3 protein-coding genes are annotated in these 26,494 nt (G+C 56.4%); all 3 read right to left on the reverse strand.

Features of this window, described 5'->3' with window-relative positions; genetic code table 11:
- Nucleotides 1-18: 18 nt before the first annotated feature.
- Genes TALK_RS11575 through TALK_RS11585 form a run of 3 tightly spaced genes read right to left on the reverse strand, consistent with a single transcriptional unit; the run spans nt 19 to nt 26,491 of the window.
- Complete coding sequence (locus tag TALK_RS11575; RefSeq protein ID WP_085619000.1) at nt 19-3,555, reverse strand: alpha/beta fold hydrolase; 3,537 nt, start codon at nt 3,553-3,555, stop codon at nt 19-21.
- A complete protein-coding gene (locus tag TALK_RS11580) occupies nt 3,552-20,000 on the reverse strand; it encodes a non-ribosomal peptide synthetase (RefSeq protein ID WP_085619002.1) in 16,449 nt (5,482 codons plus the stop codon). The genes TALK_RS11575 and TALK_RS11580 overlap by 4 nt, the downstream gene beginning before the upstream one ends.
- Complete coding sequence (locus TALK_RS11585) at nt 20,000-26,491, reverse strand: hybrid non-ribosomal peptide synthetase/type I polyketide synthase (RefSeq protein ID WP_085619004.1); 6,492 nt, start codon at nt 26,489-26,491, stop codon at nt 20,000-20,002. The genes TALK_RS11580 and TALK_RS11585 overlap by 1 nt, the downstream gene beginning before the upstream one ends.
- Nucleotides 26,492-26,494 lie beyond the last annotated feature (3 nt).

A 26,494-nucleotide genomic window follows, 5' to 3' on the forward strand; every position in this document is an offset into this window, starting at 1 on the left:
GCCCGTCCAAATATCGGCCTATGACGATTTGGCAAGATGAACGCGGATGCATTCCGCCACTTCAATCACATCAGGATCAAACATCATCGACCCATGGGTGCCATGCACCCATTTAAGGCTAACACGATCGCCGGCAACCTTGCGCCACCCGCTGTATTCATCGCCGGTGATGGCCGGGGCGGCACGTGTTTCCGTTGTCGGGCGCACCAACAAAATGTCTATGTCGCTGATTTTCGGCGGGACATAATGCACGGCGGCAAGGGCGTTATTTTGGAAAACCGCAAGCAGGCGGCGCATGGTGCCCCGGTCGGCTTCTTCGGGCAACATATCGGAATTTTTACCACGTTCCAGCAACAGGTCGATGCGTTCTTCCGGGGTTAACGGACGTAGTTCATCGACCGTCACCAGCCCCAGTTCGGCGAAAATATCGGCAAGATATTCTGCCTCGCCCTTGCGCAACATGGCGCGTACCGCATCGGGCACGGCAATCGCGTCCAGCAGGATGATATTGCGCACATCAACCCCGGCATGGGCCATGCGATAGGCCGCCTCATAGGCTAATAATCCGCCGAAGCTCCATCCGGCAACCGTGATCGGACCATCGGGAACCGTTTTGCGGATGTCGGGCATATAGGCCGCGACCATTTCCTCGATACTTGGCAACAGGTTCTGACCTTCTTCAAGGCCCTGTGCCTCGATCATATAAAGCGGCTGATCCGGGCCAAATTCACGCGCCATATTTTGATAACACAGCACATTGCCGCCGACCGGATGGAAACAGATCATTGGCGGCTGACTGCCCGTGGCATTGACCGTCACAATCGGGCTTTTGGCGTCTTTGATGTTTTCGTGGTCCGAAATCCGTGCGGCCAGTTTTTCAACACTCGCCCCGGTGAAAAGATCGCCAAGCGGGATTTTAACTTGGGTGGCTTTGGTGATTTTTGACAGCAATTGCACCGCCAAAACACTGTGTCCGCCCAGTTCAAAGAAATCCGCCCCCGCGTCATCAATCGTGCAATCAAGAACCTCGCCCATCAGGCGCGCAACGGTTCGTTCATGCGCATTACCTAGCGGTTTTTTTGTCTGGCTTGCTGATTGTTCGGCCATATCGGGCAATGGAAGTTTGGCGATATCAACCTTTCCATTGGTGTTAAGCGCGATGTCATTAACCGTGATGATATGGCTAGGCACCATATAATTCGGTAATGCCTGTTCCAGTTTTGCCCGGCACGTTGCGATGTCAAATCGGGCTTCTGCCCCGTCATCGGCAACGATATAGGCAATTAAAATAACATTGCCGTTTTGGTTGCGGTCATGGGCAATAACTGTGGCACGTCGAATATGGGGATGGCCCAAAAGCGCCTGTTCGATTTCGCCCAGTTCAATGCGGTTGCCACGTATTTTGATCTGGCTGTCTTCGCGCCCGATAAAGATGATTTCGCCATCACTGCGACGGCGACCGATATCGCCACTGCGATAGAACCGATTGCCATTCGGCCCCGCAACAAATTTTTGCGCGCTTAAGGCCGGATCGTTCAAATAACCACGGGCAACACCCGCGCCGCCAATGCGGATTTCACCCGGAACCCCATCGGGCAACCGGCGTCCCTGATCATCACAAATTTCAAGATCAACCCCTTGGATTGGCTGTCCGATGGGCGGCGGCAGGATCTGTTTATAGTTATGCGCGGTCATGACATATTGTGCCGCCGACACACAGCATTCGGTCGGCCCATAGGCATTGACCAATTTGCGATCCGCGTGACCGGGCAGGGCAAAGAAACGTTCAACAATCGGCGTGGAAACGGATTCACCGCCCAAGACAACCATGCGCGCCGTACAGCCAAGGCTATGTTCTTCCCAGTAATCCAGTAACAGGGAAAACAGGCTTGGTGTTGCGTCAAGCTGATCAACCGCGCCCTCGGTTATAAAGTTATGCAGTGATTCCGGGTCGGAACGTGTGTCAAAGCCCGGAATATGCACGCAATGCCCGTTCAGGATGGCGGCAAATATCTGAACAATTGATCCGTCAAAGGCAAACGGCGCAACACAGCTTAGATGAAACCCGCGGCCACCATGACCGGTGTTGCCATCATCGGCACAGATCAGGGAAAGTTGTGTGTCCTGAACCGATTGGGCAAGGTTCACAACCGATCCATGTTCGATCATCACCCCTTTTGGCGTGCCGGTGGTGCCACTGGTAAACAGAACATAGGCAAGGTCGCTGGCTTTCGTGCCTGATAGGGTCGGGGCCGTGGATGCTTGATGATTTGCCAGAACGCACAGGTCATGACGACGTTTTTCGGTTTTGCCAATCGGTGCATTGGCATCAGGGGTCAGGACGAAATCAAATGTGTAAGGGGCTGGGTCAAAACCCGGTGCTTTTATTGCGGAACGGCTATAAACAAAGCCGCCCTGTTCGCGGGCCCAGTCTTCGATAAAGCTTTGCGGCACAAAAAGGTCTTCGACGAAATCAAGCCGTGTGTCATAGCCCTTGCCGATATTGTCGCGGGCAAATTGTGCCAGATCGGCGATATAGTCATCGCGCCGGTCCGCATCCCAGACATTGCCCAGATAAAGCGACCCGCCCGGTGCCAAAAGCACGGTTGCCTTTGCCAAAACATGGCGCAAATAGCCAAAACCCGGAAAGTTTTCGATGACGCTGTTTAAGATGATCAGATCAAAAGAACCCGGTTCATAAACATCAATATCATGCGCGCCCAATTGGCGACCAATCACATGCGTCATGCCAAGGTTAATCGCCAAGGCCTCGGTCCGTTCGACATTACGCCGTGACAGATCGGTTGCGACATAGGTTCCGACAACCGGGGCGACATGTTTCATGGTGAAACCCGACGCACAGCCGATTTCAAGCACGCGGGCATCGGGCGATACCAGATCGGCAATCTTGCCCCGTGCATTTTCGCCAAATGCATCCATCGCACTTTGGGCAATCGGTTGGCCGGTAAAGGCACTTTTCCAACCGCCGGCCAAAACATTGTCGGCATCATCACCGGCCAGATGATCCCACAATTCCACCGACATCAGCGATCCGGGGTTTTCCAATGCGTCATCGATATCGTCCTGATCAAGACACAGAACATCGCCAACCGTTGGGCAGCGCCACTGTAATTGATGCAAATCACCGACAAAGGCACGTTCGGAAATGATCAGCGGCGTATTGGCACTGCGTGCCAATGTCACACGGCGGATCAACGGGACATTGGGATCAAGCGGGACAAAGGCAAACCCGGCTTTTAAAACCCCCAGGATGGCGCTGATGTAATGCCGGTTGCGGCCGGTCATCACCCCGATAAGGGACCCGGACGGCAGGTGCAGATCGGTGATGAAATGCGCAATGCGATTGCTTTGACGGTCAAGATCACCATACGTGATGTTGCCGTCTTCATCGCGTGCGGCAATACGATCAGGATACTGTGCGACACAGGCGGCAAACCGATCAACGATGCTGCCGGTGGTTGCCGCCGGTTTGGCGGATGTCGCCGGGGCCGGGGTGTCGTCGATGGTATCAAAATCGAAATCGGCGATCTTCATTCAGAGTCCCTTTGAGCATTCTGTGCCGCAGCACCGGCAAATTTGGCCAGGAAGCTTAACCAGCGTTGCATGGTGTCCGCATCAAACAGGTCGGTATCATATTCAAGTGTGAACCGTGCCTGACCGGCTTCTTCAGTCAGGAACAGGATGATGTCATGCTTTGCCGTTGTGTTATCGACAAATGTATCCAAATTGGCGGGCAAAAGACCCGGTGTTTCGGGGGCGATCTGTGGCAGGCCGCGATGTTTGTCCGATGCTGGAACCGCTTCGAAACGCTGATATTCAAACACCACATTCACAAGTGGCTGACGGTTTGATTTCCGTTTCGGCGCAACCGCACGAACCAATTCATCAAACGGATAGTCCTGCCGGTCAAGGGCGTCGGCAATATTGGTATGGATGGCGGTGATAAGATTACCAAGGTCCGTATCGTCATCCAGATGAATACGGATCGGCAACACATTGACAAAAAAGCCGATTAATCCCTCGGTTTCGGTTCGTTCACGCCCGGCAACACCCATGCCGATCACCATGTCGCTTTGGCGGGTCAGGCGATACAGCATTGCCGAAAACAGCGCCATGCCAACCGATGAAAGTGTGGTTTTGTGTTTGCGTGCAAGGGCGTGTAACCCTTGCAAAACTTCGGCAGGCAGGGCGTGATGGGCATGTGCGCCCCTAAATGATTGGGTTTCGGGAATGGGCCGATCCGTCGGCAGGTTGATCTGTTCCGGGGCACCGGCAAGTTGGTGGCACCAATACGCACCTGCGGCCTGCCAATCCTGTTTGGATTGCCAATGGGCAAAGTCCTTATAGGTAATCGGAAGCGGCGCCAGACGATCATCCTGATTGCGAACAGCACCGTCATAAAACGCGCCAAGTTCATCGATCAGGATACGCGATGACCAGCCATCCCCGACAATATGATGGGTCATCAAGACCAGCAGGTTTTCGTTTTCCGCCACCTTGATCACGCGCGCGCGAATAAGCGGTGGCTGGTCAAGGATGATCGGCGTGGCCGCTTCGTGACGTGTCAGTCTAAGGGCTTCACGTGCCGGGTCGCTGTGGCCCGAAAGATCATCAAACGCAACAACCGGGGTTGTGATGGCGTGGATTTTCTGGGTGATCACGCCGTTGCGTTCTTCAAAGCCGGTGCGCAATGTTTCGTGGCGCGCCACCAGTTTGGTCAGGGCGGTTTGCAGGGGGTCAACGCACAAGTCGCCGGTGCATCGGAAGACAAACAACATGCCATATGCGCCGTTGTTGCCTTCCATTTGTGATAACAGATAAAGCCGTTTTTGCGCATTGCTGGCGGGGTAAAATGCCATATCCGGTGCAGTGGGAATTTGGTTTTGGGTTGCCGCAAACGGGACATTGCCCTGAACGCTATCAATATGGCGCGCAAGGCCCATCACCGTCGGGTCGGCAAAGAAATCCGCCATACCGATCCGCTTGCCAATGTGATCGGCAATGCGGTTGACGATACGGATCGCCATCAGGCTGTGTCCGCCCAAAAGGGCAAAGCTTGCATGACGGTCGCGGATGGGCGTTCCAAAGACCTCGGTAAAGATATCGGCAATCAGGGTTTCGGCGGCATTGACCGGCGGTGTGCCAGCCCCGTTTTCAAGTGTCAGTATATTCGCCTGCACGCGAACCGTTTCCAGCAATGCCTTGCGGTCAACCTTGCCATTGGCGGTAATTGGAATGGTATCGACAATGTACCATTTCGACGGGATCATATACCCCGGCAGACGACCACCCAGCCATTCGGCCATCGTGCGGATATCGGCATCGTTCAGGTTTGTGGCGGTGCCGGGTTGCCCGATCTGGACACAGGCGATGATCGCCCCACCGTCAGGGGCCTTTGCATCAAACAGGACAATGGCATTGCGCATATCAGGCGCGCTCAGAAGCTGTTGTTCGATTTCATCCAGTTCAATCCTGAACCCGCGCAATTTGATCTGATTGTCGCGACGACCACCAAATTCAATCCGGCCATCAAGGGTCCATCGGGCAAGGTCGCCACTGCGATAAAGCCGTTCACCGGGCTGATCGGGATCGGGAATAAACCGTTCACGGGTCAGTTCCGGGCGTTGCCAATATTCACGCGCCAGTCGCGCCCCGCCAATCAGCAATTCCCCCCATACCCCAATCGGGGCGGGCTTGCCATTACCATCCACAATCAATGTCTTGGTAAAGCCGATAGGGCGGCCAAGGATCGTATTATCGGTATCACCGCTCAGATCATCTCTGGTAATCGGGCCGACAACGGCAAAGGTTGTGCTTTCCGTCGGGCCATAGCCGTTAAGTACCGTGACGTTCGGGCATTGGCTGATGAAATTGCGGACATGGCTTTTGCTGATCGCATCGCCACCAATCATCAATGTTTTCAACCCACCCAGACTTTGCGGGTCATGGTCAATTTGACGATTGAACAGGCCAACACTCATGAACATTTTGCTGACAGCAAACCGTCTTAGGGCCTCGGCGAATTTTACCGGGTCAAGCAGGTCGTTGCGATCAATCACCGCGATTTGCGCACCGCGCAGCAAGGTAACCCAGATTTCAAAGGTCGATGCATCAAAGGCCAGTGGCCCGGCCTGGGCGACGACATCATCGGGGCCAATTTTTGCGTAATCCTCGCCAAGGGCAAGTCGCAAGACCGCGCGTTGTTCGATCAAAACGCCTTTGGGGGTGCCGGTCGAACCGGACGTATACATCATATAGGCCGGTGCGCTGTTCGGGGCGGTTAGCCTTGGCGGCGTGAATTTGCCCAAGGCGGGCGCAATTTCGGCAATGTTTATCTGCCGTGCGGTTTGGTTCCCGATGCTGGCCAGCGCGTGCTGACCCCCGTCATCAATCAGAACCAGTTTGGCCCCGCTATCACGCAGGATAAAACTGTTCCGCGTTGCCGGATAGGCCGGATCAAGCGGCACATATCCCGCGCCCAATGCGGTAATCCCCAGAATTGCAGCAACGGCATGGGCGCCGCGTTCGATATGCATCGCCACCAGATCGCCTTGTTTTACACCGGCAATTTGCAGGCAATGGGCAATGGCATCGGCTTGTGCATTCAGCTTTGCAAAATTCCAAACCCCATCGCGATCCTGAATGGCCGGGTGATCCGGGATGCGGGATGCCTGTTGGGCAAACAGGGCGAAAATCCCGTCATTTGTGCGGGTTTCAAAGCTGATATCGGGTTGCGGACCCTGTTCCCACACCGCAATTTTTGCGTGCTGTTCATCGGGCAACAGATCGATATCGGCAATCGGCGTATGGTCTGTGGCGATCAGGTTTTCCAAGGTGGTGGTGAAAACCTTGCCCAGTTCGACCATGCGTTCCTGATCAAACATATCGGCATAATAATCAAATGTGATGGCCATGCTGTCTGGCAGGTCACGCACAAAGATACCGATATCGTTTTTGCATTGCGCACGGCCCAGCCCGATCAGGCGCAGATCGTCGGTATTTTGGTCTGGACCGGTTCCGGTGCCACCTTGGGCATAGTTCATGTAAGACAGCGAAACTTCCGACAATAAAGTCCGATCCGGTGCTGCTGGCGGGGCCAGATCATTCAACAGCTGATCCAGGAAATAGGCCCGGTGACGCATGGCATCTACGTGATGATTTTGCACCTTGCGCAGAAGGGTTTTGACCGTGTCATCCCCGGAAATCTGCATGCGTAACGGCAAAAGCGACACCATCATGCCCGGCAGATTTCGATACCCGGCCCCGTCGCGCTGATCAACCGGCACACTGATCACCAAGTCGTCTTGGGCGCTTATGCGGCTTAAAACCGCGAACCACGTGCTGAGAACCAGCGTGAACATGGTGACACGCTGGCCAGCAGCAAATTTGCGGGCTGATTTCAAAAGGTTGTGATCAAGCTCAAAGCCAGCCATGCCGCCGTTAAAGCTATGGAATGCCGGGCGGCGATGATCGGCTGGCAGATCAAGTTTGGGCAATGGCCCCTGATAAAGCGCCTGCCAATAATCGCGTGCATCGGCAAGGCGACGGCGGTTTTCGGGCTGGTGGCTCCAATAAGCGTAATCGCGAAGCTGGTATTTTAACGCTTGTGGTTGGTTGCCGCGATAAAAGGCAAACAGATCAGAAAACAGCACTTCCGTGGTGAAACCATCGGCCAGCGCATGGTGGATGTCAAAGAACAGGACTTTCTGCCCGTCTTTCCCATGCAGCAAATGCCAGCGGACTGGCAGTTCGGTTTCCAGATTGAACGGGGTGACAAAGCGTGCGCAGGCTGTTTCCAGCGGCACGGAAGTATCGAGCTTAATCGGGGTTAAATCGGGCAGCGCGTCTTTGGTGGCAAGGATTTGCATGCGCCAGTCATCACCGGTTGCGATCAACCGTGTGCGCAGGATTTCATGATGGTCGATTAATTGGCTAATTGCTTGGCGTAATTGATTAAAATCGATGCTGTTATTCAAAACAAAGACATGCGGCAGGTTAAACGCGGTCCCCATATTGCCGCTATGTTCGGCATGAAGAACCGAAATTTGTTCCAGTGCCAGCGGATAGAAATCAAGCATCGGTGCCTGGCGCGGATCATCAGGAACTGGTTCCGGCTCCGGATTCGGCGCTTGTGCCGGGGATAATTCTTGTACGATTGGTGTTGCGGGTGCCGTGGAAACCGTTGGATTTCCTTTGATTTTTGTGGTTAGGGCATCGATGGTTGGGGTTTCGAACAGATCGGCCAGGCTGAGGTCGCTTTCGAAGGTGGCATTGATCCGTTCGATGATCTGCATGCCGGTGATGGAATCCCCGCCAAGGGCATAGAAATCATCATCCGGATCGATGGTTTCATAGCCCAGAACCTCGGCCCAGATGTGTTGTATTTGCAGCGTCGGATTGAACACTTTTTCTGAATGATCAGGCACATTATTCAGATTTGGTGAATTATTCGGCCCGTTTTGATCCGTCGAAATCATCGGCGATGACGACGGGGTTTTTGCCGCTATATTCATCGGGATATAGCGGGATGTGAATTCCGATAGTGTCGGGGTGGCAAACAGGTCTGAAATCGCCAGCGACACGTTCAGTTCGTCATTGATGCGATCAATGATTTGCATGCCGGTGATCGAATCCCCGCCCAAGGCAAAAAAATCATCGTCGGGGCCAATCGCGTCATATCCCAGTGTTTCGGCCCAGATGGCGGCAATCTGCGATGTGATATCCAGCGTTACGGGGGCTGTTGGCGCAATTGACGCAGTTGATGGCGTTGATGCGGGCAGCGTGATTTGTGGATGCGTTGCGGCAGCATCGGCTTTGGGGGCCGGGCGAGGGGCTGTATCCTTGGTTTGATCCGGTTTTTCAATGGCATCACCGGCAAGTGCCGGTGCAAGCACGATCAGTTGTTCTGCGGTGCTGCAAAGCGCATTGCGCCAGAATACCGGGGCCTGATCGGGGGAGATGGTCGCCCCCGGCTGGAAGGCGACATTGTGGCGGGCGGCCATGCCCTGATCGCGAAGCGCGCACCAGTCAATCGTGATTGCCGGGCGGCCACGGGACCGGCGGTAATAGGCAAAGCCGTCAAGAAAAGCGTTGGCCGCACTATAGGCCGACTGACCGGGAACACCGATCATGGCGGTTAAACTGCCAAACATGACAAAGGCTTGGACCGGGTCGTTGAGGGTCAGGGCATCAAGATGGCGCGCGCCGTCTATTTTTGCCGCCATGATGGCATCAAACGCCGCCATATCGCGGATGGCAAGAAAGCCGCCATCGGCAAGCCCGGCGGCATGGGCAATCGCCGTGATCGGGCCAAGCGTGTTTCTGATTTGATCAAGCGTATCTGACAGGGCCGCTTGATCGGCAACATCACAGGCAAACAGCGATATATCAATGCCCTTGGCGCGCAGGGCCGCGATTTGGGATTGTGCGGTGTTGCCATCCGTTGCCATGGTTCCAGATATTCCTGTCCGGCTGATCAGGGCGAGTTTGACTTTGCCGCCTGCGGCCATTTCCTCGGCCAGTGACAGGGCAAAACCACCGGTGCCGCCGGTCACAACGCAGACACCGTGATCGGGCCAATTGGATTTTGGCCGGTTGGTATCTGTGTCTGTGGCGGCGGTATTTGGCGTGCCTGAGTTGAGGGGGCCTGAGTTGGGCGCGCCGAGGGGCGTTGTGGCAGAGTTGAAAAGGATGTCTGCGTTCGAAAGCGGGGTCAGCTTGCGGTGATAGCGGGTCTGGTGGCGATAAACCGATACCGGGTCGCGGGTTGGGGCCGAATGAAGTGCAGCACCGATGTGCGAGAGGAATTCATCGCGGGCGATATCGGCAAAGCTGAGCGCAAGGCGCGGTTCTTCCTGTGCGGCGGCCATGGCAACGCCCGCGGCGGCGGTTTGGTTCGGATCAATTGGCGTGGAAAGGGCGGTGGTGTTTTTATCCGTGCCGATGTCCGCGCCGGTGCTTGTACCCGTGCCTGTGCCCGTGTGCGTGAAAGCAGTCGCCTCATCCCCGGCCCCAGCCCCGGCCGCTTTTACAGTGCCCGAGCCTGTATCTGTGCCGGTTTGCGCAATCATATTTCGATCGGTCAGGGGGAAGGGTGAACCGATGTGAAAGGCACCGGTCCCGACGACAACAAGGCGCAAGTGCCCGTGCATATGGCGCAGGATGCTGCGTAATGCCTGTGCTGTGCGAAGGGCAAGGTCATTTCCCGGCTGCAAGGCCAGAATGAGGGTATCGGTCGCAACGAGGATTTCGCGAGAGACCGCATTGGGGGTAAGGGTTTGGCACCCCTGCGGCACTGGCCAGAAATCGCCATCTGTAATCATCATGCAATTGGCCGGGATGGGGACCGTGGCAACAGGGGATGGTTGCCAGATGATTTTTAGAAGTTCCGGTGAAAGATCCGGGGCTTTGGTGTCGGTCCGGGCCCCATCGGGGAAGGCAAAATGAAGGCCGTAAAGGGTCAGCAGAAGCTGTTCGCTTTGGGCATCAAAGAAGGTGAAGTCGGCGACGCCATCGGGGTGGCGATGGACGCAAATGACGATGTTTTCCGTAAGGGGCGCATGGACGGTGATTTGGTCGGCACCAATCGGGACAGAGCCATTATCGGTCGCGGTCAAAAGCATGCTACAGGCAATATCGGCAAGGGCCGGATGAATGACCCATTGGTCCAAGTCATCACGATATTGCGGTTTTAGTTTCAACTGGCTGATCGCAATGGTGCGCGCCGGGTCGTAATGCATCGATTGGCGGCAATCCCAACGGTCACTGATGGTGATCGGGCCAATTTGATTGTGATGGGCGGCAATATCGACCCGAACGGTGCATCGGGCGCGGAAATCTGCCAGTGATGGCAGCAGGGGGGCTTTGCGCGGGGCAGCATAGGAAGTGGCATCGGTGTTTGAGGCAGCATCTTTGTTGCTGTTGGCGTAGCCGTTGTCGCCGTTGCTGTTGCTGTTGCTGTTGGCGTTGTTGCTGCCGTTGCCGCTGGCGTAGTCGTAACCGTTACTGCTGGTGTGGTCTGTTGTATTGATGGTGCTGTTGCCATAGCCGGTATTGTTGGCGTTGGCGTGGTCCGTTGTGTTGCCATAGCCGGTATTGTTGGTGTTGGTACTGGTCCCGCCATAGTTGTTGGCGGGCGAGTTGGCATTCGTATGGGTATCGCGTGCGTCGCCATCGCCGGTGCGGTTGGTGCGGGCGCTTTGATCTGTGGGAATTATGTGTGATGGCGCGGCGGTGCCCGCCGTGGCAATGGATTTTTCGCGGGTTGGCGCGGCTTCACTTGTTTGTTGGGCGGTGGCGAAAACCGACCATTTGCCGTTTTTAAGCCGCCCGCCGAGTTCGACGTTTCCATCATCGTGCAGAACAAGCGTTGCCGTGCCATCGGGCAGGGCATTGGCAATAAGCGCCTTTTGCCATTTCAGGTTTGAGATGCGCACGACCGGGGTGTCGCTGCGGCCCTTGCGGACAGCCTGGGCAATCAGGGAGGGTACTGCCATGCCGACAAGGGTGGGTTGCCCGTTCAGGTGATGTTCGCGGGTTGGCCAGAACGCCGGATCGCCAACCGGAATGGCAAAGCAGCGGCCTTTTTCGGTATCAACCGGGCCGGTCAGGATCGAGGTATCGGGCGATGCGACTGTTTTTGTCTTTGTACCAAACACCGGTTTGCAAAGCATTTTGGCAAAAGGCGCATGGGGCAGGGAAACCTTGCCCGCCTTGTGATCCGCAGGCCAGATCAGGTTTGCCCCATCAAGCCATTGGCGCGCATGGGCGGTGGCATCGGCGCGATGGGGCGTTGATGCGGCGACGGTTGGGGTTTGTTGCGGTTTGGGGGCAGCACAATTGGTTTGATCGCCCGCGATCAGGCGCGACAATCCATCCAACAGCCCGTCACGATCCGAAACGGCAATCGCAAAGCGATGTTTTAACACATCGCGCCCGGTGATCAGCGTGTGGCTGATATCGCGAATGTCGGCCCTATCAAGATTGGGCTTTTGCGCGATAACCCGATGCAGGCGGGTGGCATAGTCGCGAAGGGCGGTTTCATTGGCCGCAGAAAGGGCGATGACATAGGCGGCATTTGTTTGGCGGGCGTCGTTGGCCGTGTTGGCCGTGATAGTGGTGTTGGCGAAGGCCCCGCGTTGCGGCGCGGCTTCGAGGATAATATGGGCGTTGATGCCGCTTAGCCCAAAGGAACTGACCCCGGCCCGGCGTGGCGCACCACGATCAGGAAGCGGTTCAAGATGTTTGGCAACACGCACCGGCGCACGGGCGAAATCAATTTTGCTGTTGGGTGTGTCAAAGAACGGCTGTGGCGGGGCCTGATCAAAGCGTAACGCCATGATCGCACGCGCCAGACCAAGCGCACCCGCCGCGCCATCAAGATGACCATAGTTGCCCTTGCCCGATCCAATCAGGGCAAAGCCGGTTTCATCGCACGCCCCGGCAAAGGCGCGGGTTAAGCCATCAATTTCAATCGGATCGCCAAGCGACGTCCCCGTACCGTGGGCTTCGATATAGGAAAGAGATGCCAGATCAATATCCGCCGCACGGGCGGCCTGTTTGATGACATCGGCCTGCATGGCGGGGTTTGGTGCGGCAGCGCCGCTTGAAGCGCCGTCCTGATTAACCGCACTGCCGCGAATGATGGCATGAACAGGATCCCCGTCGGCCATGGCGGCACCAAGGGGCTTCAGCACAAGCACAACGCTGCCTTCGCCCATGCCGGTGCCATCGGCGGTATTGTCAAAGGCACGCGTGCGGGCGGTGGATGAATCGATGGTAAACCCGCCCTTGGCATCGGGCGGGCAGGGGATCAGTTTTGCCCCACCGGCAAGAGCAATTTGGCAGGTGCCATTGCGTAAATTCTGACAGGCCTGATGCACCGCCACCAAAGAGGATGAGCAGGCGGTATCAACAATATTGGCCGGGCCATGCCAGTCTTTGAGGAAGGACAGGCGGGTGACCATGTTGGATGGCACGTTTAAGGCAAAGACCTGTTCGGCCTTGTCGCGCGATATATGTTCCATCGCCATGCGCCAGGCCGGATTGGCCCCGCCACCGGCAAAAATGCCCACCTTGCGGCCGCGCAAGGCCTGCCCGCCATATCCGGCATTTTCCATCGCCATCAGGGCGGTTTCGATAAACAGGCGTTGTTCCGGGTCAAGCAAGGCAGCATCGGCAGGTGCCATGCGGAACCGGGCCGGATCAAAATCAAAGATGCGATCCAGATAGGCGGCCTGGCGGAAATGCGCGGGCACCGGACGGCCAAGGGCGGATAACATATCGCGGGTTTGGGCATCACGATCGGTCGGTAACGGACGGACATGATCGGTGCCTTTGGCAACATCATGCCAGAAACTGTCGATATCATCGGCCCCGGCAAGCTGAAGCCCGATGCCAATCACGGCAATCGGTTCATCGATTGCCAAGGCATCGTCATGGGCCGTGGCAAGATCATCCACCACCACATTGCCGTTGGCGAGAAGTTCGACCTGACGGGCGATGGTCGCATTGGCAAACAGATCGGCAATGCCAACCTTGCCCGGCCAGCGGGTATTGATTTTTTCATGCAAACGCAGCAGCAATAACGAGTTGCCGCCAATTTCAAAGAAACCGTCATCGCGTTCGGCAAGAATGCCGGGAATGATTTCTTGCCACAGCCGTTGCAGGCTGCGTTCAAGTTTTGCCAGTTCATCGCCGGGTTCAGATTTGGTGATGGCGGCATTTGCATTTGCGGTTGCGGTGTTGTTGGGGGCTGGCGTTTTGCGGGTGGTTTTAGGCGACCCGGCCATGGGCGTACCCGAAAGCGCCTTGCGGTCGACCTTGCCACTGCTGGTCAGGGGCAAATGATTAAGGGTAAAGAACCGGGCGGGGATCATATATTCCGGCAGGCGGGATCGCAGATGATCGCGCAAGATTGACGTGGTCAGATCATCATCGCCCAGAACAAAGGCGTGCAATTCATCGAGATCGCCAACCCGCACGGCCATGACCAAGGCACGTTCGACCAGATCATGGTTTTCAAGGCCGGTTTCGACTTCGCCGCATTCAATACGGAAACCGCGAATTTTAACCTGATGATCCATGCGGCCAAGATATTCGACCGCACCATCGGCCAGAAAACGGCCGAGATCGCCGGTGCGGTAAATTCGCTGGCCGGGATGGCGTGGATCATCGGGGAATTTTTCGGCACTTAATTCCGGGCGGTTGCGATATCCCAAGGCGATTTGCGGGCCACCAAGAACGATTTCCCCGGCGACCCCAATCGGAACATCGTTGAGGTTCGGGTCAACTATCCGAATGCTGGTATTTGCAATCGGTTTGCCAATCGGCACCAGATCGGGATTTTCAAGCGGTGAACAGGCATGCCATGTGACATCAACCGTGGCCTCGGTCGGGCCATAAAGATTATGCAGTTCGGTGCCAAATTTGGCGAATAAAAGGTCGTTGAACCGTTTGACCAGGGCAGGGTCCAGTGCCTCGCCACTGGCGAAAACGCGACGCAGGCTGCGCAGGTTTTCAATATCGACCAGATTATTTTCAATCGAGAACAGGAAACTTGCCAACATCGACGGTACAAAATGCATCGTCGTGACGCGGTGGTCATGGATGGTCTGGGCCAATTGTTGCGGATCACGTTCGACGCCCGGATCGGGCAGGACAACGCGCGCCCCGGTCCAAGACCACCAGAACAATTCCCAAACCGACACATCAAAGGTGATCGGGGTTTTTTGCAAAATAACGTCGTCTGGCCCCAGCGGGAAGGCATCTTGCATCCATAAAATGCGGTTTAAAACCCCGCGATGGGCAAGTTCAACGCCTTTGGGCCGCCCGGTTGAGCCGGAAGTAAACAGCACATAGGCAAGGCTGTCCGGGGCATGGATGGGGTCCGGGATATCGGCATCTTCGTTGCCATCAAGGATGATGACCGCATCGGTATCAAACAGATGGGCAAGATCGGCGGTGGTGATCACACGCGGATAGCCAAGATCGTCAAGCATATCGGTGCGGCGCTGTTGCGGATGGTCCGGGTCAAGCGGGCTATAGGCAGCACCGGCCAGAAGGATGCCGTGAATGGCGGCCAGCATATCGGTGGATCGACGGATGGCGACACCGATCACATCGCCCGGTTTGACCGAGGCCATGCGCAATCGTTTGGCAATGCCAGCCGCACGCCGGGCAAATTGTGTATAGCTTAGCGTTTCCGACGTGCCGATTACCGCAGATGCATCGGGGGTTTTTCGCACCTGATCGATAAATGGTTCCGAGATGGAGCGATCAATCGCAAGGTCGCGGGTGGTGGCATTGAAATGGTCAATGCGGGCCAATTCCCCCGAGGCCAAGATGGGCAATTGCGCGATTTTGGTTTGCGCTGCGGTGGCAAGGGCCGCGGTGGCAAGGGTTTCCAACCGGTCGAAAAAGGCCTGAATGGTGGATGTGTCAAACAGGTCGGTATCAAATTCGATCTGGGTGCAAAGCGCATCGCCGCGTTTGCAAAAATAAAACGCGAGATCAAATTTTGAAAACGGGAAGTCGGCGGTGAGCAGCGACAGGCTTGCAGGTCCGAGTTTGCCAAGGTCGGGCAGGCTGTCTTGCCAGGCGACAAGCACATCAAAAAGCGGGTTGCGCGCCGGATCACGCGGAGCATTGACGGCGGCAACCACGTCTTCAAACGGCACCGCCTGATCAGAAAGCGCATCAATGATGGTTTTGCCGGTTTGGGCCAGATGATTGTCAAAAACTGCATCCGGGTCGACATTTTGGCGAATGACGACCGTATTGACGAAGAAACCGACGACATCATCAAGGGCGGCCTGGTCGCGCCCGGCAACCAGCATACCCAAAGCAATGTCTGTTTGGTTGCATTGACGGTGCATCAAAATTTGCACCAGCGCGGTCAGGATCGAAAACGCGGTGGTGCCATGGCGGGTGGCGGCGTCTTCGATGGCGCGTGTGGTGCGATTGCCAAAAGTGACATCCAGGAAATCACCGGCAAAACGGCGTGCTTTGGGGCGACGGCGATCCGTTGGCAGGGCCAAGGGTTCGGGCAGCGGCAGTAACCGGGTTTTCCAACGATCCAGCAATTGTTTACCGGTTGTCGATTGCAGATAAGACCGCTGCCAACTTGCGAAATCTTCGTAATGGCGGGCAATCGGGGAAAGCGTTGGTTCGGCCCCGCCGATTTGTGCACGATAAAACGCGGCAAGATCGTGCAACAGGGTCGGCATCGACCAGCCATCGCAGATGGCATGATGTAATGACACCATCATCCAGTGGCGATCCGGTGCGATTGTGATCAGATCGGCACGGGCCAGTGGTTTGTTTTCAAGATCAAAGGGCCGCATTGTTTCGCGGGCGATGAACTGGCGGGCGGTTTGTTCATCCATCGTATGGCGGCCAAGTTGCCATGAACCGGCCGGGACCAGATATTGGCTGACCCCATCGGGGTGATGGGGATCGGATTTAAAGCGCAGGCGCAAGGCGTGCTGGCGGTCTTCAAGCCGGTGCAGGGCCGATTGCAGGGCATCGGCATCAATCGGACCCTGGATTTCAAAGGCCGCCGGGACGGAATAGACCGCGATGTCGGGCTGCATGCGTTGCAAAACCCAAAGACGGGCCTGTCCGCTTGACAGCGGGAATTTTGGCCCCGCGGCGACAGGGATAAGGCTTTGAGGGTCTGTGCCAACCTGTTGGCTGATCAGACTGGCAATCCCGGCAACGGTGCGGGCGATAAAGATATCTTGCAGTTTGGGGCGGAAACCGGTGGTTTTTTCGATCAATCCGGCCAGGCGCATGGCGACAAGGCTATGCCCGCCCAAGGCAAAGAAATCAGACGTTGGGGTGATTTGCGCATTGGCAAACAGGGATTTGAACTGATCGGTGACAAGTTGTTCGAAATGAGAGGTCGTGCTTGTCGCGACGTCGTGCGGGACGGGGGATGCATCGGCGATGGCAAGGGCGATTTTCTTGCGATCAACCTTGCCATTCACATTGACCGGTAAATGATCAAGGATAACGACCCGTTCGGGTACCATATAATCGGGCAGGATACGGCCAAGTTGGGCCATCCAGATGGCGCTGTCATCGCGACTTGCCGCAATCGCAGCGGCCAAAAAGGCATCGGCCCCGGTGCCCATCGGCATGACACAGGCATTGCGAATGCCATCGAGATCGCAAAGGTGTTTTTCAATCGCCGCCGTTTCGATGCGATGACCGCGTATTTTGACCTGACCATCGCCGCGTCCGCCAAATTCAAGGACGCCCTCGGCCCGCCAGCGCACCCGGTCGCCGGTTTTATACAGGCGGTCTTCGCCCAGATGGTCGATTTTGACAAAGGCCGCATCGGTAAGACCCGCTGCCCCGCAATAGCCCCGCGCCAAGCCGTCGCCAGCGGCATAAAGTTCACCCCAAACCCCGATGGGGGCGATTTTTTGGCGGGCATCAAGAACATAGACCCGCGTATTGCCCAATGGTTTGCCAATCGGGACATTATCGGCATTGGCATCAGCCGATGTGATCGGATGGGTACAGGTGAATGTGGTGTTTTCGGTCGGGCCATAGCCATTGATCAGGTGAAGGTTTGGGCAGGCGGCCATGACTTTTTGAAGGTGGAGGGGGCTTAGCGCCTCGCCGCCGCTGAGCAGACGTTTCAGCGGGGCAAAGCAATGCGGGGCATCGTCGGCAATGCGGTTAAACAGGCTGGCGGTTAGCCACATGGTCGTGACATCGCCGTTAACAAGCGCATCACGCAGGGCATCGGGATCAAACAGGGTGTCGTTATCAATGATAACCAACCGCCCGCCGTTTAAAAGCGGTGCCCAGATTTCAAGTGTGGCGGCGTCAAACCCAAGCGAGGCGGCCTGTGCCATGACATCGCGGTGATCAAAGCCAAGGGATTTGTTGTTTAGCACAAGTCGGGCAACGGCCCGGTTGGGGATCAGAACGCCCTTGGGCTTGCCGGTGGAGCCGGATGTAAACATGACATAGGCAAGATCATCGCCGGTGCGTTTGGCAGGGGGGGTATCGGTTTTGCCTTTGCTTTTGCGGTCGGGAAGCGGGGCAAGACGGATATCGCCGGTGATGTTTGAGAGCCGATCCATTTCGAAACTGTCGCATAACAGGGTCTTGGCGCCGCAATCATCCATCAATGCGACAATGGCATCGCCCGGCATTGATTTATCAATCGGCAGATAGGCCGCCCCCTGCCAGGCAATGCCAAGCAGGGTGAGGATGCTTTTGATTGATCGTTCGGCGGCAAGGGCGACAATATCACCCGGGGCAACGCCCAAGGCCCCCAACCCGGTGGCAATGCTGCGGACCTGTTGGCCCAATTGGGCATAGGTGATTTTGTGGTCGTGATCTTGAAGCGCAATCCGATTGGCATTGGCGGGATTGGCGATTTGACATGCCAGCAATTCACCAAGGCCGCAATCACGCGGATAATCCGATGCCGTATCGTTTAGGGCGATTGTCAATAAATCGCGTTCATCATCGGGGATCAGATCGACCTGCCCGATGGGCATTTCTGGATTGCGGGCAAGGGCATGGACGAAGGTTAGAAAACGGTCGGCAAAGCGTTTGATCCAGTCCGGGCCAAAGATATTGCTTTGATATTCAAGCGCCAGCATCGAATGCGTGCCGCCCTTTATCAGGCCGATCATCAGCGGGAATTTACCGGCCCCAAATTCGTCATCTTCGATGAGCTGTTCGTTATCGCTGATTTCCAGAATGTTGACCGCATCAAATGGATCGCCGGTTGGCCCCTGTGCGGCGCGGGTTATATCGTGGGTCAAGCGCGACAGCGGGTAATCCTGCACATCAAGAACCGACAGGATTTCATGACCGACCTGTTTGATCAGGGTATCAATATTGGCGTTCATATCCGGTGTGATGGCGACCGGCAGGACATTTACATAACAGCCCATGGCGCGCATGGTTTCCGGATCGCGTCGCCCGGCAAAGGGCAGGCCGATCACCGCGGTGCCATTTTCCTTGTGACGGGCAATCATGGCGATGCTAAGCGCGGTCCAAAGGGTGGTTTGGGTGGTTTTACGCGCATGTTTGATCAGTGTTTCAAATGCCAGGGCATCTTTGCCAACCAATTCAATCAGCAAGCGTTTGCCGCCACCGTTTTTATCCGCTGCGGGATCGGTTGGCAGGCCGGTGGACAACAGTTTATCGGTTCTGGGGGACCAGAATTCGCGGATTTGTGCGCCGCGTGCGCCCGCGAGGGCGTGATGGGCATTGCGCGCAATCTGTTCGATATCGGGGGTTTGGGGTGCGGTTTTACCGGCCAGATCGGCGCAGATTTCCTTGTGCAGCAGGGCAATTGATTGGCCATCAAAACAAAGATGATCAATGCTGATGATCAGTTGGGGGCTGCCATTTTCGCCCGATGCGATATAGCCGAACCGGGCCAGCGGGCCGGTGGCGATATCAAACAGATCATTTTGAATTTCGATGATCTTGTTGATCTTGCGAACATGCACCGGCATGTGGGCATGGACGCGCTGGAACAATTGGCCGTCTTGTTCGACAAAGGTGGATCGCAGGGTATCGTGACGTTTGACAATCCGGGCGATGGCATCGCAGACGGCATCGAATTTTACATCCGCAGGCAGGGGCACATTTGTGACGATGTGATAATTGGTGCTTGGCGGTTGATCGCGCCGGGCAATCCATTGGCCTTCGATGGCGGGATGGGCCGGAAAGGATTTGATCACCGGGCCGGGGCCGGTTTCAGGGGGCTGTTGTGTTGGTGTTGGTGTCGGTGCGTTAATCCCGTCGCGCAGCAAGGCGGCGATTTCGGCCTTTAAATCGCGGGTTTCGGATTTTAGCGCCTCGTCAAACGCCCCGGTCGGGGCATCAAAACACAGATCATGGCCATTGGCATGCAGGCTAAGCTGTATGTCGCGCTGACGCAGTTTGTCATATAGCGCGCGGGCGGATTGGCTGCGATGCAACAGTTGATCGGTGTTCATCACAGAACTCCTTGTTCACGTGATGGGATGTTTTGCGGCGGCGATGACGGCAGGCTTTCCTGTGGCCCGATATGGCGGGCCAGCAAATCGGCAACACCGGTGACGGTGCGGCCTTCAAACAAGATGGCGGCGGGAATTTCGGCCGATAATTCTTCGGACAATCGGGCGGCAATCCGCACGGCAAACAGGGAATCCCCGCCCAGTTCAAAGAAATCATCCCGGGGGGACAATGCCGGTTCGCCAAACATATCGCGCCAGATTTCCAAGATCGTCGCCAATAGGGGATTGTCGGAAACCGGTGGGGTGTCGGTTGGTTTGATGACCGCTGCATTGCCGGTTTTTGGGGCAGGGGCAGCAAAATTTATGTCATCGGTTGATTGCGGGGCCGTGGGGGTTCTGGCGGGGGCTTCCGGCCAGAAACGCCGCCGGTCAAAGGCATAGCCCGGCACCGGGATGCGGTTTGCCTTTTGGGTGCGATTGATGTTTTCCCAATCGGGCGATACGCCGTGGGTCCAAAGTTTCGCCAGCGTTTGCGCCAGCGCGTTTGCGCCGTCAGGGGGTTGGTTTGGACGCGGGGCGGGCTGGCAGGCGATGCTGTTTTGGGTGTTGGTGCCATTGACGATGGCAAGGCGGCTTGCGGTATTGCCAAAACCACATTCGACCATCATCGTTTCGGGCATATCGGCCAGCAATTCCTTGATGTTATCGGCAAAGCGCACCGCATTGCGCAGATGTTGCGCCCAGTAATCCGGGCTGGTGGCATCCGTGGGCGAGAGCCATTTTCCGGTCAGATTGGACTGAATGGGGATGCTCGGCGCGTGCAAGGGAACGCCCGCAACCAGATCACGGAATGCATCCAGAACGGGTTCCATCATCGGCGAATGGAAGGCGTGCGACACGATCAGACGCCGCCCGGCATTGCCCTGTTGTTTGATTTGGTCTTCAAGGGCGTCGATGCAGGCATGGCTGCCCGCGACCACGCATTGACGCGGGCCGTTAATTGCCGCCATCGACAGATCGGGACCAAATGCCGATAGCAAATCACCAACTTCTGCCTCGGTCATTGACAGGGCAAACATCGATCCCGGTTGGGTTTGGCCCATCAGGCGACCGCGCATGACCACAAGCGCAAGCGCATCATCAAACGCCATCACCCCGCCAATACAGGCCGCGACATATTCGCCGATGCTGTGCCCGGCCAATGCGGCGGGGGCAACACCGCCGCGCATCAAAAAGCGGGCAAGGGCATATTCAAAAATGAACAGGGCCGGTTGGGCGATTTCGGTTTTGGCCAGCCGGGTTTTTGCATCAGATGGTGCGTCGGCAGATGATGTATCGTCCGATATCAGCAAGTGCAAAAGATCATCCGGGCCACCCATTTGAGTGACCTGTTGGCAGGCGTTGTTGATCAATTCTGCCGATAGTGTATCGGCATGATACAGGTCGGCGGCCATGCCGGGGCGTTGCGATCCCTGACCCGGGAAAAGCAGGGTGACGGCCGGGGTGCTGCGCTGGGCGATGGCGTGCTGGCGGTGGGGGGATTTTGCATCCCCAAGGGCGGCGATCACGGTTGGGATATCGGACGCGATAATCGCGGTTCTAAACCGATAGGCGCGGCGACGTGACAGGCTGTTGGCAAGATCGGGTATCGCGATATTTGATGGGTCGCGCGCCAGCCAATCGGCGGTATTTGCCAACACGTTTTGCAAGGCGGTTTCGCTTGCCGCCGAGAACGGCAGGACATAGGGCGTTTGAGTACCCGAAAGATCATCTGACGCTTGATCATCGTCTGCGGTGTGCGGAGCCGGGGCTTCTTCGACGATGACATGGGCATTTGTGCCGCCAACGCCAAAGCTGCTGACCCCGGCGCGAAGCGGATTGTTGCCGGTGCGGTGCAGGGGCTGGGTGGTTTTGTTGATGTCAAACGGCCCCTGATCCAGACCAAGATTTTCATTGGGCTGATCAAAATGGCAGGTCGGCGGCATTGAGCGATGTTTTAGGGCCAGAACCGCCTTGATCAGGCCGGTCACGCCCGCTGCCGCATCAAGATGGCCGATATTGCCCTTGACCGAGCCGAGCCAGATCGGGGCGGCCCTATTTCGGTCGGTCTTGGCAAAGGCGCGGTTCAGGGCGGCGACTTCGATCGGGTCGCCCAGCGCGGTGCCGGTGCCGTGACCTTCGACAAACTGGATGCTTGAGGGATCAATTTGGGCATCGGTTAAGGCCGATGTTATGGCGTTGGCCTGTCCATCGACGGTGGGGGCGGAAAAGGCCGCCTTGTCCGCACCGTCATTGGAAAGTCCGACGCCCTTGATGACACCGTGGATGGTATCGCGATCATGGATGGCGTCATTCAGACGTTTCAGCACGACAATGGCCGCACCGCTGCCACCGACAACCCCATCGGCGTGATGGTCAAACGGGCGACAAACCCCGCTGCGCGATCCAATGCCGCCTTCGGTGAAATAATATCCGCCCGCCGGAGAGATGCCAAGCGACGCCCCGCCCGCCAATGCAACGCGGCATTGCCCGGCGCGCAAGGCCTGTGCCGCAAGGACGATATTGACCAAGCCGGTTGAACAGGCGGTGGCGGATGCGATGGCAGGGCCGGTCAGATCAAGCTTGTAAGCCAGCCGTGTGGCGGCAAAGTCCTTGTCATTGCCAATCGCCAGACCATAGCGCATGGCATCAGGGCGCGGGTGCAGCCGATCGCCCAGAACATCGACCAGATAGGTTGGGAACCCAACCCCGACATAAGCCCCGACCGGGCCATCCCGTGCCGGGTCACATGACCCGTCTTCCAGAGCATTCAGGGCGACTTCAAGCAACAGGCGTTGTTGCGGGTCGGTTTCGATGGCACCGCCAGCGGTCATGGCAAAGGGGGCCGGGTCGAACATGTCGATGTTGTCAAGGATGCCGTGCCGGGGAACAAAATTCGGGTCTTCCAGCGCGGCGGGATCGCCGCCCATATTGCGCAACCGGGCGATATCGACATCGCGGATATGATCAATGCCGTTTTCAAGCATCGCCCAGAAGGTATCGGGATCATCGGCACCGGGCAGACGCATCGCCATGCCGATGATCGCAATGTCATGTTCATCGGGGCGGTTGCTTGCCAACAGGGGCGGGGTTGGTAGCGTTTGTCTTTGGGCGGCAGTCGTTGGGGTCAGGTCATCGTCGCAAAGATGACGGGCAAAGGAATTGATGGTCGGGTACTGGAATATGTCGATGGATGGAATATTGCGCCCGACAAGTTTTGAAAAGGCAAACTGCGCACGTGGCACCAAAAGCGAATGGGCACCGGCTTCGAACAGGTTGGCGTCAAATTCGATGGCGTCGGTTTCAATCAGATTGGCCCAGATTTCACCGATTTTTACCGCCAGTTTTTGAATGCGGATCTGATCGGGTTGGCGCGGGATTTTTGCCAAGGGTTGATTGGCCGCCGGGGAAGAGAGAATCGGGGTTCGCGCCAGTGCCGCCAATGCCTGACGATCAACCTTGCCCGATGGCAAGACCGGCAGTACTTCAGCCCATTCAATGCGCGATGGAATGGCAGCATTGGAAAGATGGCGTGCCAGCTCGGTGCGGATGGTGTCGATATCGGGCCGGGTCGAATGGGTTTTATCGGGCGTTATATAGGCGAGTAGATCACCGCCATGATTGGTTTTAACGTATAAAACGGCGGCCTGCCCGACCCCGGTGATGCGTGACAGATGATATTCTACCTCGCCGATTTCGATCCGTTGACCCCGGATTTTGACCTGTTCATCGTAACGGCCATGGAAGTAAAGCTGGCCATCTTCGCCCCATGAAACACAATCCCCGCTGCGATAGAAAATCTGATCGGTTTCACCGGTCGGGTCCGGGATAAACATTTGGGCGGTTATGACCGGCATATTGATATAGCCGGGGTTTAATCCGGCACCGCCGATATAAAGTTCGCCCGGAATGCCAAGCGGGACACGGTTTCCATCATCGCCCAGAATTCGGACAATTACGCCATGGTCAACCGGGCCAAGGGCAATGGTTTTGGCGGTGGTGTTGTTGGGAATTCTGTGACAGGCGATATGGATGGTGGCCTCGGTCGGGCCGTAGCAATTCCAGATATCTGCCGCATCGAAAATTGCATATAGCCGGGTGACCAGTTTGGGCGGCATCACTTCGCCGCCGGTCACCAAACGGCGCAAATGGAATTGCGCATCGGTTGGCACCGCGTCGATCAGGCTTTCGTAAAGCGACGGCACCGACATCAGGTGGGTTACTTTGTGATGGACAATGCCGCCCCAGAATTTATGGGCATCGGCAAGTGTCGCATGTGTCATCAGCCACATGCTGTGGCCGCGCGTCAGGCCGATGCAAAACTGCGCCATCCATGGATCAAAGCCGATGGATGGGAAAAGCCCCATGATTTCGGGGGTGCCAGCTTCGTGTGATCCGATGCCAAGCCGTGTGATGATGAAATTGACTTTGTCTTTCAGTGATTGATGCAGAACCGGGACCGGTTTTGGCTGGCCGGTTGAGCCCGATGTGTGGAAGACAAAGGCAATGTCATCGCCATTCACATCGACATGAATGTTTGTACCATCCGTCTGGCCGTCGATGCCGGGCAATGTTGCGATATCGACAACTGAAAATGCGGTGTTGTCGATGGATTTCCAAGCGGCCGCCGTGCTGCTGAGGATTAATTGACAGCCAAGATGACGGGTCATTTCCGCATTGCGTGCAACGGGGTGGAGCGGATCAAGCTGAACGCAGGTTGCACCGCATTTCATCATCCCGATGACAGCGGCAATTTGTTGCGGGCCGGATGCGACATTCATGCCGACAAAGTCGCCACGTTTGACGCCCTGTTGTTGCAGGTAACGGGCAACGGCATTTGCCATGCGGCCCAATGTGGCAAAGGTCGTTTTGCGCCCGTCTTGATCAATCAGGGCAATTTGATCGGGACGGGCGGCAATGGCATCGTCGATCCGGGCCGGTATCAGCCGTTTGTCAGATGTTGTGTCGTCGATTGCCGGGGCGGTTTCAAAGCCGCGAAGGTCGTCAAGCTCGGTGTTGGCAAGGACGGTAATTGCCGCGATTTCCTGATTAGGATTATCCATCGCCTTGGCAAGGAACTGTCGGAACCGGTTTGCAATGCGGGTAACTGTTTTGGGATCAAAGCAATCGGTGTTGAATTGCCAGATCAGTTCGGCTTCGTGGTGGTCCGGGGTAATGGCCTGTTTTTGGTGAATCAGGCCAAGGTCATTGACCGGGCCGTTATAGACATTGATCCGTCGTGTCAATAACCCGGTAAAGGCAAGGGGTTCTGGTGCGTCGAGGCTGTTAAAGAAAGCCCCGCTGCCCGACAGGCCTTGGGCACCCAGCCGTGCGGCCCGCATGCGAACCGGCGCAAGGCGTATATGACGGACATCGCGCCGTGCGCGAGCAAAAATATCACGTGCCAATTCCGAGAAACAGGTATGTTTATCCAAATCAACATCAAAGGGAATTGTGCAGGAAAATGTCCCCGGTGTATTGCGTTCAACCCGCCCGGTGCGGTTCAGAAGTGGCAGGATTGCGGTTGGCTGTTTGGTTTGTGCGATTTGCCCCAGCAGGATGAAATAAACCGCCATCATCACCGATGTTGGCGAGGTGCCACAGGCCTTGGCCGTTTCGGTCAGTTTGGTCAGTTCCGGGCCATCAAGGCATTGAGCCTGATAGGCGATGGGAGATTTTTGTGTTGGGATGTGTGACGAAAACCGCGTGATCGCGGGGTCGTTTTTCAGCCGTTCCTGCCAATAGGCAAGATCGCGTGCAGAGGCCGCGCTTTGCGGGTAATCGGCGTCGGATGCGATAAAATCGCCATATGATCCGAATGTGGTTTTGGGAACCGGCGCGCCCGATACAAGGGCTGAGTAGATTTCAGCCGTGCGGTGCGCCATTAAATGCCCGGCATACCCATCACAGACCAGATGGTGATAAACGCGCACCCACCAAAATCGGTCCTTGCCCAGTTTGAACAGGCGATGACGGCAATGATACCCGTTTATCGGGTTCAACGGGCGGGCGCGGGTTTCTTCGACTTCGTGATTGGCGGCACGTTCTGGATTTTCGTCATAACTGAAATCGATGACGCTGAATTCGGTATTGTGGCTGGCATCGGCAAAAGTTTGGAAACCGTCGCCGTCTTTGGTGTCAAAGCGCAGCCGAAGGGCGTCATTTTCAGCGTCGGTTTGCACAATTGCCTTGTGCAGGGCCGCAATATCAAGATCGCCCTCAAACTGGACGATGTTGCAGATATTGTATTTTGCGCAATCCTCATCCGTTGCCCAATCAAGCCAGATGCTTGATTGCGGCGTCGTAAGGGCGGTTTTGTTCTGCACTGTCCCCGGTGCAAACTGTCTTGTTCGCTTCTGCAACGTCTGACCTTTCAAACGTTGTTGTGCCATGTCGAGATTGGTCTTTTTGGTTTCTGTGTGTACCAGATTATCGTATGACCAAATCGGCATGGC

The organism is Thalassospira alkalitolerans, from assembly GCF_002115745.1.
Lineage (GTDB): Bacteria > Pseudomonadota > Alphaproteobacteria > Rhodospirillales > Thalassospiraceae > Thalassospira > Thalassospira alkalitolerans.